This is a genomic window from Streptomyces sp. NPDC039609, from assembly GCF_055596705.1.
In genome coordinates this window covers 465,550-476,259 of record NZ_JBVIUJ010000004.1, presented here as the reverse complement: position 1 = coordinate 476,259, position 10,710 = coordinate 465,550, and the positions used below count along the sequence as shown (strand labels likewise).

General features: G+C 70.4%; 10 protein-coding genes and 1 pseudogene. 9 read left to right on the top strand and 2 right to left on the bottom strand.

Annotation, left to right across the window (positions count from 1 at the left end):
- Positions 1 to 242 precede the first annotated feature (242 nt).
- On the bottom strand, positions 243 to 1,403 hold the full coding sequence (locus tag ACZ561_RS14370; RefSeq protein WP_470993976.1) for a molybdopterin-dependent oxidoreductase: 1,161 nt from the start codon (positions 1,401 to 1,403) through the stop codon (positions 243 to 245).
- A gap of 113 nt (positions 1,404 to 1,516) precedes the next feature.
- Here ACZ561_RS14370 and ACZ561_RS14365 point away from each other — a divergent pair, with 113 nt between their 5' ends.
- The 5 genes and pseudogenes from ACZ561_RS14365 (at position 1,517) to ACZ561_RS14345 (ending at position 6,066) form a co-directional block, all read left to right on the top strand.
- A complete protein-coding gene (locus tag ACZ561_RS14365) occupies positions 1,517 to 2,932 on the top strand; it encodes a glycosyltransferase family 87 protein (protein ID WP_470993974.1) in 1,416 nt (471 codons plus the stop codon).
- Between the two features lie 759 nt (positions 2,933 to 3,691).
- Complete coding sequence (locus ACZ561_RS14360) at positions 3,692 to 3,859, top strand: hypothetical protein (RefSeq protein WP_470993971.1); 168 nt, start codon at positions 3,692 to 3,694, stop codon at positions 3,857 to 3,859.
- A 149-nt stretch (positions 3,860 to 4,008) separates the two neighbouring features.
- Entirely contained in the window at positions 4,009 to 4,395 is a 387-nt protein-coding gene (locus tag ACZ561_RS14355) for an ATP-binding protein (protein WP_470993968.1), read from the top strand.
- 209 nt (positions 4,396 to 4,604) lie between these two features.
- Positions 4,605 to 4,979 (top strand): NfeD family protein, encoded by a 375-nt coding sequence (locus ACZ561_RS14350; RefSeq protein WP_470994443.1) that lies wholly within the window; start codon positions 4,605 to 4,607, stop codon positions 4,977 to 4,979.
- A gap of 3 nt (positions 4,980 to 4,982) precedes the next feature.
- Positions 4,983 to 6,066 (top strand): annotated as a pseudogene (locus ACZ561_RS14345) (SPFH domain-containing protein).
- Positions 6,067 to 6,640: 574 nt separating this feature from the next.
- On the opposite strand, the gene ACZ561_RS14340 reads toward ACZ561_RS14345, so the two are convergent.
- Positions 6,641 to 7,894: a cation:proton antiporter gene (locus ACZ561_RS14340; protein WP_470993965.1), complete on the bottom strand. Its 1,254-nt coding sequence runs from the start codon at positions 7,892 to 7,894 to the stop codon at positions 6,641 to 6,643.
- Positions 7,895 to 8,098: 204 nt separating this feature from the next.
- Between ACZ561_RS14340 and ACZ561_RS14335 the strand changes: the two genes are divergently transcribed.
- The 4 genes from ACZ561_RS14335 (at position 8,099) to ACZ561_RS14320 (ending at position 10,694) form a co-directional block, all read left to right on the top strand.
- A complete protein-coding gene (locus ACZ561_RS14335) occupies positions 8,099 to 8,419 on the top strand; it encodes a hypothetical protein (protein WP_470993963.1) in 321 nt (106 codons plus the stop codon).
- Positions 8,420 to 8,424: 5 nt separating this feature from the next.
- Positions 8,425 to 8,634, top strand: a complete 210-nt coding sequence (locus tag ACZ561_RS14330) for a hypothetical protein (protein ID WP_470993960.1) — start codon at positions 8,425 to 8,427, stop codon at positions 8,632 to 8,634.
- A gap of 604 nt (positions 8,635 to 9,238) precedes the next feature.
- Positions 9,239 to 10,441: an NAD(P)/FAD-dependent oxidoreductase gene (locus tag ACZ561_RS14325; RefSeq protein WP_470993957.1), complete on the top strand. Its 1,203-nt coding sequence runs from the start codon at positions 9,239 to 9,241 to the stop codon at positions 10,439 to 10,441.
- 91 nt (positions 10,442 to 10,532) lie between these two features.
- Entirely contained in the window at positions 10,533 to 10,694 is a 162-nt protein-coding gene (locus ACZ561_RS14320) for a hypothetical protein (RefSeq protein ID WP_319720779.1), read from the top strand.
- The last annotated feature ends 16 nt before the right edge of the window (positions 10,695 to 10,710 follow it).

Here is a 10,710-nt window from a genome sequence, read left to right as displayed (position 1 = left end):
GATCAGGGCACCCCGAACCACTCCCCTGGCCGGGACAGCTGCGATCAGGAACCCGAGGACCAGGACGAGGGGCGCGATCAGCACGTCGTGCAGGACCAGCGCACCGACGAGCCAGACGCCCACCTCCCAGGGGTCCGGCACCACGGACAGCTGCCACGCTCCGATTCCCATCAGCAGCAGTCCGAGGAAGCCCACGCCGTAGCGGACCGCTCCCACCGCATGCGCACCGGCGTCCTCGCTGTTCACAACACCTCCAGGCGGGTGACCCACTTGGTCTGCAGCACGCCCGGCCGGTTCGGCGCGATGATCCGCGCCGGGTAGCCGTGGTCCGCTGACAGGGTCTCGCCGTTCAGGGTGAGAGCGAGCAGGGTCAGCGGATCCTGCACGTACTCCCGGCCCATTTCCATCACCCGGTAGGCACCCTGCGCTTCGAGAGAGACCACGCGCACGCCGGCGCCCGGCCGCCCGCCGGCCCGCGCCACCAGGTCACGCACCCGCAGGCCGCTCCAGCGGGCCTCCGCGCTCCAGCCTTCCACACATGCGATCGGCAACCGCACCTGCGTCCGCGGCAGCGACCACAGTTCGTCGAGGGTCAGGCTGTACGGCACCGGCCCCTTCACCTCCAGCCGCCAGTCGCGCAGGGCCGCTTCCGTCACGCCGGCCGCGGCAGCCGTACGGTTCACCGGAAGCCCCTGCGGTCCGTGGTCGGGATGCCGCGGAGCCAAGAGGTCGAGCCGCTTGAGCGGGGTGAAGGACTGTCCGACCGTGGTCAGTGTCACCACCCCGACCGCCGCGCCGACACCCAGCAGGAGCGAGCGCCGGTCCCTGGCGTCCTCGGCCACAAGTTCCGACGTCCCCGCCGATCGTCGCGCCCAATGGGCCTTGATCTCCGGCGACTTCACAGCGACGTGCAAGAGGATCGAGCCCGCCACCACCCAGGCCACGGCGAAGTGCACGGGAACGAAGGAGAACGGCCACGGGTACCACTCGACGACGTTGAGGAGTCCGGTGAAGACCTGGAAGACCGCGGTCGCCACCAGTACCGCCACCGAGAGCCGCTCCAGGGCGTGCCGGACCGACCGGACCGGCGGCCGGACGAACAAGCGGGGGTAGACCGCCCACAGCTTCGCGAGCAGCAACACGATCGCCGCGAGTCCGGAGGCGATGTGGAGTCCTTGCGTGAGCCGGTACCCCCAGACCGGCCGGCTCGGCAGCTCGCCGGCCGGCCAGCCCGGCGGATGCTGGAGGTAGTGGCTGATCAGCCCCGTCACGAAGCACACGGCGAAAGCGAGGCCCAGCCACCGTCCGACGGACGTGGCGGTACGGGCGTCGTGCAGGCGTCCCGAGAATGTGGGCGGTCGCACGGACAGGAGGAGGGGGCGCCGACGCGTTCGGGGAGTCATGCCTCCCATCACAGCGCCCGCGGTCGTCCGGAGGTGCCTTCGACACCTTACGAAACGCGTACGTCGGGCCGGGCGGGGCACGCCCGGCGCCCTTGCGCTGCCAGGCTGTCGCCATGAACAGCCGCCGCACCGCCGTCGCCGCCTTGCTGCTGGCGGCGCTGACCGCCACCCTCGTGCCGACCGTACGCAAGGACGGCTATTTCGCGGACCCTGTCGGACTCTTCTGGTGGTACGCGGCCACGTGGGCGCTGTTCGCCGCTGCGGCGTGGGCCCTGCGCCGGGTCCCGGCCCGGCACGTCGTCCCCCTGGTACTCGCAGGCGCCGTGGCGGTCGCCGCCACCGGGCTGGTCGCGGCTCCCCGTACGAGCACCGACTCCTTCCGCTACGCCTGGGACGGCCGGGTGCAGGCCGCCGGGATCTCCCCGTACGACCACTCGCCCGCGGACCCGGCGCTCACCCGGCTGCGCGACGACTGGCTCTTCCCCCAGGGCTCCGCCGCCTGCGCACGGCCGGACCGGGCACCGGTGGCCGACCGGACCTGTACCCGCGTCAACCGCCCCCAGGTACACACGATCTACCCGCCCGTCGCCGAGGGCTACTTCCTGCTGGTCCATGCCCTCTCGCCACCGGACGTCCGGCACAAGGCACTGCAGACGGGCGCGGCCCTGCTGTCCGTCGCGACGGGCTGTGCGCTGGTGCTGATCCTGCGCCGCCGGGGCGATCCCCGTCACGCCGTCTACTGGGCGTGGTGCCCGGCAGTGCCGATCGAGGCGGTGAACAACGCACACGTCGACGTCCTCGCCGTGCTCCTGTCCGTCGCCGCCCTCGGGGTGGTGGCCCGGCACCGGGTGACCGGCGGCGCGCTGTTCGGCCTGGCGATCGCCACCAAAATGCTGCCCGCGGTCCTGCTGCCGGGTGCCCTGTCCGGGGTACGGCGTACACGAGACGTGGTCGGCGTGCTGTTGCCCGCCGCCGTGGTCGTCGCCCTCGCCTACCTGCCGTACGTCCTGGGCTCCCGATCGTCCGTGTTCGGCTATCTCGGCGGCTACGCCGAGGAAGAGGGCTACGAGGACGCCACCGCGGGCGGGCGCTACGCCCTGCTCCGTCTCCTCTTCCTGGACGCCTGGGCGCTGCCGCTGGTCGTCGTCGGCATGCTCGCCGTGATCGCCCACGTCCTGCGCCGCGGGGACCCCGAACGCCCCTGGAGCGGGGCCCTGCTGGTCATCGGAACTGCCTTCCTGCTCATGACCCCCGGCTACTCCTGGTACGCGCTCCTGCTGATCGCCCTGGTCGCGCTCGACGGCCGCTGGGAATGGCTCGGCGTCGCCCTCGCGGGCGCGGCCGTCTACATCGTCGGCCGGTCCCTCGGCGGCGCGACCGGCACGGTTGCCTACGCACTCGCCGGAGCCGCAGTCCTGGCCGGTTGGGCCCTGCGCCGTCGACACACGACGACAGCCGATTCGCGTGAGGCGGACGATCAGTCGCCGAGCGAGCCGGCTTCCCCTGCTGGCGAGCCCCGTACTCCCTGAAGCCTGCCTCGAGGGCGTCCGTCAGCCACGACCCGTTCGTTTGGGGCTGCCCACGAGGCGGCCGTGGCCGGCAAGGATGCCACGAGGGAGACGGAGACGGCATCCGGCGCGGCGAGCAGCTGGGCGGCCTCCGAGTGGGCCTGCGAGCCCTGCGCCGGCCCAGGCGGCCAGGGTGGCGGCGATGTGTGCCGGCGCTCCAAGGAATGGGTGCGCTGCGGGCTCCCGCGGGGCCGTCCGCTGCCCCCGCTCGCCGCTGTCGGCGGTGGGCGTGATCCTCACCGCTACCGACACCGCCCTCTACACGGTGCCGGGCAGCGGCCGGGCCCATCGCCGCCGGATCCCTGATCCTGGCGGCCGTTGCCGCCTGGTGGTGCGCATCTCGCCAGGTCTGATCACAACCCCAGGCACCGATCTGACGATGCCGGGGACTCGGGGCAGACTTCCGCCTCTCCGCTGGATACGGTGCAAGGAACGCGTCAGGAGTTCGGCGCGCGGTGTGCCGGGAAGTCTGGTCGGCGTCCGGGGGGGCAGCACGCCCTCATCACCGCCGACACCGAAGGCCACCGCCGTGCCCGCCGCCCCGCGCTACTCTGCCTCTTCACCATCTCCGCTGTTCGGGCTCCTCCCATGGCCCGAGCGGACCGCCGTCGCGTCGCGCCCATGAAGCGGATCGGCGGGTCACGTCCCCGAAGTGAGCCTGATCTCGCAGGCCGGATCAGTCCCCATGGGCCGTTTCCACCGCCCAGGAATGAGCAGCCCATGCCGGAACGAAGGATCGGAAAGGCGTTGGCCGCCGTCGGCGCACCGCTCACTCCGGCCGGACTGGCAATGCAGGTGTTGCCCGGGCCCGGCTCGTCCGTCCTCATCCTTGGCTGGGCACTGCTCATTACGGGCGTCGTCATGTCTGCCGCAGCCGCCCGCTCGTAGCGGTGCCGGCGCCCGACAATGAACAGGAATGCGACGGCGTGAGTTGGGAATGGCTCCGGCGGCGTGACCTCCCGAGAGTGGGGCGGCTCCTGCCGGACGAATCGGCAGGGAGACCAGACCCTGATGCGCCGCGGCTCCCTCACCCCATAGTGCTCGCCGCCGGATTCGAGGGCAGCGAGCCGATCGCCGAGGCCCGACAGCTGACCCGGTCCTTCCTGGCCGAGGTGCAGGCCGCCCACGGCGTGCACGTCTCCGACCGCGCCCTGGATCTGGTGGAGCTGGTCGTCAGTGAGCTGGTCACCAACACTCGCACATACGCGCCCGGCCCCAGCCTGCTGAGTCTCGAAGTCCGGGAGGGGTGCGTAGATGTGGCCGTCTGGGACAGCAACCCGGACCCACCAGCGATCCTGCCTCCCGATCCCACCCGGGTGGGACAGCACGGGCTGGAGATCATCATGGCCGTAGCGCTGGCCTTCCAGATTCACCGCGAGCCCGTCGGCAAGCGGGTCACGGCCTCCATCGCGCTCGCCCTCTGACGGGCGCCGACGCCCGCAGGCCGCTGGAGACGAGAGGTCCGGCCCCCTCCGATCAGGTCCCTCGGTTGTGTCCACGAGAAGCGGTGGACGGCCGGGGTGTCGTTCCCGGTCAGGGCGTGTATCCGTTGTCCGGGGCACGCTGCACCGGTGACGCGGCCCCGGCCAGGCCCCGGGGCTACTCACCTTCAGCAAAGAGATCCGCCTGGGAAATCTTCACTCTCACCGCCGCGCTCGGTTTGCTGGGCGGCGCGGCGCTGGTCACAGCCGTATTCGCCGCTGTCGGTTTGCCCCTTCCCCTGCAGTTTCTGGTGTTCGCGGTCGTGTCGACGGTCAGCGTGGCCTTCATCCGCCGGTCGTGCTCCGCCGCCTCTCCGCCGCCGGGCGGTCGCTTCGGCGTGGACGCCCTGGTCGGCGGGGTCGCCTACGTGACATCGGAGGTGTCAAAGCTGGGTGGCAGAGTCCGTATAGGCGGTGAGGAATGGACGGCGCGCGCCTATGACGAGACGCTGGTGATCCCTCCCGGCACGACCGTCGACGTCATCGAGATCAAAGGCACCACCGCGCTCGTCTATCCCCGGGAGTGAGCCATGGAGATCTCCGCGTTCCTCATAGCAGGCCTGCTCGTCGCGGCGCTCGCCGTCTTCGCCGTGGTGCGGGCGGTGCGGATCGTGCCCCAGGCCCGCGCCCGCAACGTCGAACGGCTCGGCCGCTACCACCGCACCCTGAAGCCCGGACTCAACGTGGTCATCCCGTACATCGACCGCGTCTATCCCCGTGATCGACCTGCGCGAGCAGGTCGTCTCTTTCAAACCGCAGCCGGTCATCACGGAGGACAACCTGGTCGTCGAGATCGACACCGTGCTGTACTTCCAGGTCACCGACCCGCGCGCGGCAGCGTACGAGATCGCCAACTTCCTCCAGGCGGTGGAACAGCTGACGGTCACCACGCTGCGCAACGTCGTCGGGTCCATGGACCTGGAGAAGACCCTGACCTCACGGGACACCATCAACAACCAGCTCCGCGGCGTGCTCGACGAGGCCACCGGCAAGTGGGGGCTCAGGGTCAACCGGTTCGAGATCAAGGCCATCGACCCGCCGCAGTCCATCAAGGACGCGATGGAGAAGCAGATGCGGGCCGAGCGGGACAAGCGGGCCGCCATCCTCGGAGCCGAGGGGCAGCGCCAGTCCCAGATCCTCACCGCGGAAGGCGACAAGCAGTCCGCCGTCCTCCGGGCGGAGGGCAACCGGACCGCGGAGATCCTCAAGGCCGAAGGTCAGTCCCGCGCCATAGACGAAGTGTTCCAAGCCGTCCACCGCAACGACCCCGACCCCAAACTGCTCGCCTACCAGTACCTCCAGATGCTCCCCCAGATCGCGCAAGGCCCCGGCAGCACGTTCTGGGTGATACCCGGCGAGGTCACCTCCGCCCTCCAGAACGTCACCCGCGCCTTCACCGAGGTCCTTCCCCAGTCCGCCGCCACCCGCGAGGCGTCGTCCGACGACCTGGCCGTCCAGGCGGCGAACGACGCGGCACAGGCGGCGGAAGCCGCTGCGGAGGCCCTCGCCGATGCCGCGGAAGCCGACAGCACGGCAGGCGGCGCGCTCGCAGCACGGCGCGAGGCCGGAGGACGCGGCGACGAGGCAGCGCTGGCGCCCGGTCCGCAGAACTGACTCCCCTTCACGTCGATCACGACGTGGCCCGCTCGGGGTGCGCCGACGCCGGCCTCACCCACGGGAGGTTGTACGAGCACGACCGCCACTCGAACAGCTCGGCCGCCTCGTCGACGTGACTACCGTCTGCCGCCGGCATAGAGCTGCGCAGCGGGCCGCCGCCCGATGCCAGCGATCAGTGATCGCACGCGGGGTCGATCATGCGTGGATGGTCGGCCGGCAGAACCTGCTCGGGGGAAGGGCCCGCAGCGAGGCCTTCAGGACCCCTCCCGGCGGCATGTGCCCGGCGGGAGCCCTGGCAGGCTCCCCCGCGCGCCGGCAAAGTGACCGTGGCTCCGGCCCAGCGCCCCGGCCCGACCGTCACGTTTTCGGCGGCCCCTGGCCGCCCTGGCTGCGGACCAGCGCCTTCGCAGCCAGTCGCCGATCTCACCGAGAGCGGTCAGGAGAGCGGCGCTGCCCGCGCATGCCGCAAGGGAAGCAGGTTGGTCGACGAGGGCGCTGAAAGCCCGGATGAGCGCGGTGATCATGGCCCACCAAGCCGCGTCCGGCGCGGGTCCGCTCGCTGTGACTCGTCCTACGACTGGACACTGCTCGTGTCCCGGTCAGCCGTGACCGGCGGGTGGAAAGCGCTGGGCACGTCGGCGGCGGGGATGCCGGCAAGGTCGTCGACGTGGAAGAGGCGGGCGATCGGTACGTCGGTGCTGCTGTGGGCGATGATCGAGAAGGCGATGCAGATGGCGATGAGGGTGTACGCCTCCCGGCCTTGCGGGATGCCGGCCTGGAGGACCAGCAGGCCGTAGACGACGGACGCGAAGCCCTTGGGGCCGAACCAGGCGGCTACCAGCTTCTCCCGCCGCTCCAGACGGGTGCCGAGCAGCGACAGCAGCAGCGAGGCCGGGCGGACCAGGACAATCGCCAGAACCACGGCGAGATACCCGCCGAGTGACAGGTCGCCGAAGAGCTGGGGTGTGAGCAGGGCGCCGAAAACGAGCAGCGCGGCGAACTTCGCCAGCTCGGCCAGCGCTTCGCCGAGCGGCTCGAATACCGTCTTCGCCTCGGGCGACACGGAGGCCAGGACGGCACCGGCGGAGAAGGCGGCCAGGTAGGGGTTGGCGTGGGTGAGGTGGCACAGCCCGTACAGGATGATGCCGGTCGCCAGGGGCAGCAGTGGCTGGAGCTTGGGCTCCGCCCCCAGCAGTCGCAGCCGCACCAGAGCGGCGACGGCCAGTGGGAGGACGATCCCGAAGAGGAGCCCCAGCCCGAGCTCCAGACCGATCATCGGGATGGACGCCTGCATCTGGCCGGAAGTGGGTCCGGCGACGGCGATGAGGATCAGGACCACCGGAAGGGCGAGGCCGTCGTTGATGCCGCTCTCCACGTTCAGCAGCTGGCGCAGCTTCGCCGGAACCTCCTTGCGGCCGACGATGGCGGAGGCGAACACCGGGTCCGTCGGTGCCAGCACGGCGCCGACCAAGAAGGACGTCGTCCAGTCCAGCCCGACGAGATAGTGGGTGATCAGCGCCATGCCGGCCATGGCCAGTGGCATGCCGAGCCCCAGGGCGCGGGCGGGGTTCTTCCAGTTCTCCCGCAGCTTCGGGAAGGAGACGTGCATGCCGTCGGTGAACAGCACGGCGAACAGGGCCAGATCGGCGGTGACGGCCACGATCGGGCTGTCGGCGGTGATGTGGATCAGCCCGAGGAACCCGTCACTGACCACAGCTCCGCCCACGAGGAACAGCAGCGAGGTCGAGAGCACGGTGCGGGCGGCGAGCCCGGAGAGAAGGACTGCGATCAACAGGGCCACACCGAAGACAGCGACGAGCACCATGGCAAAATCCCCCGATTCGAGAAGAGATGTGTTTCGTGATCGCCGACCAGACTTCCCGGCACTCCACCGGCCACTTTACGTATCCCTTACGTCCTCTTGACGGGCCCCTGACGGCAGTCCGGACGGCCGTACATTGCCGGACTCCGGCATGAATGCGTCACTTTCCGGCCGTCTATCGTGGGCCTACGCATCAGAGAGGTGTCCATGAACGGAAATCCGCTGTACCACGGCATCGCGCTGGCGGCAGGCACACTGCTTGTGCTCCCCCTGGCGTTGGCGGTGCTCAACGGCTGGACGCCGCGCGGGCTTCGAGGGCCGCGGCCGGCCGTCCGTCCCTACGCATGGGCCCTGCTCAGCCTCTATGCCGTGATGCCACTGAACGCCGTCCCCCGCATGATCGACGCGCCCTCGGGCGTCGTCATGGCCTGCACGGGTCTGGGCTTCGGATTCGTGGTGGTGGCCGCGACGTGCTTCCTGCATGCCGAACGGACCTCCCGCCGCGTGAACCCGCGAGCGGAGAGTTGATCGCGATGCCGGGAGGCAGACTCCTCGGATGGGCGCGGCGCAACCTCACGGAGCCACGTATCGCGGTCGCGCTCGTGATCGTCGGCGCACCTGCGACACTGGCCGGCGCCTGGCTGTACGTCCTGCCGGGCCCCGGGTTTCCGGTGCTGGTCATCGGCCTCGCCGGGCTCATCACGGGCCTGGCCATGCTCGGCTCACGGGCCGGCCGCGGCTGAGCAGACAGGGTGAGGCCCTCGGTTCTCCCGTCCGTCACCTGCGCCCGCGCTCCGCGTGTCGGCCTTCGACGTCCGCGGTGGGGGCTCCAGGTCATGGAGAACTGGAACAGCGCCACCACCGTGCTCCCCTACGGCAAGGACGACGCCCTACCGGCCCGGACAAAGAGCACGCCGAGACCTCGATGTTCGCCCTGCACATGCTCCAGTACGCACTCGTCCACATCAACACACTGCTGGTCCGGCAAGTTCTGGCCGAACCGGCATGAACGAAGACGCTCAGCGACGAGGACCGGCGCGGCCTGACCGCGCCGTTCTGGTCCAACGTCAACCAGTACGGCACCCTCCGCCTGGACATGGACGCCCGGATCGACCTGGGGCCGGTTGCCGTCGTGCCCTGCCCCCGCACATCTGCCGGCGCCGCCGACCGAACACAAACGCAGACACGCCCAGAGCTGCCGGGCTTCATCGACCGTGCACCCGCCCCCGAACCGGCCTCGCAATAGCCCTGTCGACCCGTGACCCGCATCACATCCAGTTCTTGTCAGGAATCGGGTCGTTGTTCCGCTCAAGTCACCGGAAGCAAGCGAACCGACAGGAGCGAGACATGAAGCACCGCATCGTCGTCCTCGGTGCCGGCTACGCCGGGGCGTACGTGGCCGGAACCCTGGCCCGCCGGCTGTCCCCGGCGGACACCGAGATCACCGTGGTCAACGCAGAGCCGGACTTCGTCCAGCGGCTGCGGCTGCACCAGCTCGCCGCCGGCCAGGAGATCGAGGCTCCACAGCTCGCCGAGGTCTTCGCGGGCACGGCGATACGGCTGCGCCGGGCCCGCGTCACCGCAATCGACCCCGAGCTCCAGGTCGTCGCCGTGGCCGATGCCGACGGCGGCGGCGAGCTCCGCTACGACACGCTTCTCTACGCACTCGGCAGCCACGGCGCCGACCACGGCGTCCCCGGCGTGGCCGAGCACGCCTTCGATGTCGCCGCACGGCCCTCCGCGCTGCGCCTGCGCGAGCGCCTGGACAGCCTGAGCAAGCGGGAAGGCCGGGATGTTCTGGTCGTCGGCGACGGACTGACCGGCATCGAGACCGCCACCGAGATCGCCGAATCCCGGCCCGGCCTGTCGGTGACGCTGGTCGCCCGCGGAGAGCTGGGCGCCCCGCTCTCCCCCGGAGCCCGCAGCCACCTGCGCCAGACCTGCAACCGGCTGGGCATCATCGTCCTGGAGCACACCAGCGTCGAAGCCGTCGAAGCGACGCGAGTGCTGTGCGCCGACGGAACCGCCCTGGCAGCCGACGCCACCGTGTGGACGGCGGGGTTCGCGGTCAGCCCCATCGCCGCCGTAAGCGGGCTGGAGGTCACCGAGGACGGCCGGATCGTGGTGGATCGCACCATGCGGTCGGTCTCGCACCCGAACGTCTACGCCGCCGGCGACAGCGCCTATGCCATCGGCGACAACGGCCGGCCACTGCCGATGTCCTGCGCTTCGGCCGGCTACACCGGCCGGCAGGCCACGGACGCGATCGTGGGACGCCTGACCGGCAGCAAGATCGCGAACACCAGGCTGGAGTACCCGGGCAACCACATCAGCCTCGGGCGGCGGGACGGAATCCTGCAGATGGTCGACCACGAAGGGCAGGCAAAGCCGAAGTACATGGGCGGCCGCAAGGCCGCCCGGATCAAGGCGGGCATCGTGAAGATGTCGCTGTGGGCCACCTCCCACCCGACTTTCGGCCTGCCCAAGCGCAAGCACCGCCTGGCCGCTGCCGCCTCGGATGTGTCCTTCGCCGAGAAGCCGGTCGCGTAGCTGCGTCCGCACGCTCACCGGGCAACACACCCAGGCCTTGTTTCAAGACCTTGAGCCACTCGACGCGCCGTGCCCATCCAGCGAAATCACCATGGTGAACGGCAACCCGGCACTCACCCCCTGCCTGACTGGTGAACTCGACGGCGTCCTGACAGTCCATCTCGAGAAGGCCCGCATCAGCGGCTTCTGCTGCGACCGCAATCGGGAAGAGCTGACCCGCGCCGAGACCGAAACCCCGCTCGCCCGGCGATGAACCCCCTCCTCTGAAG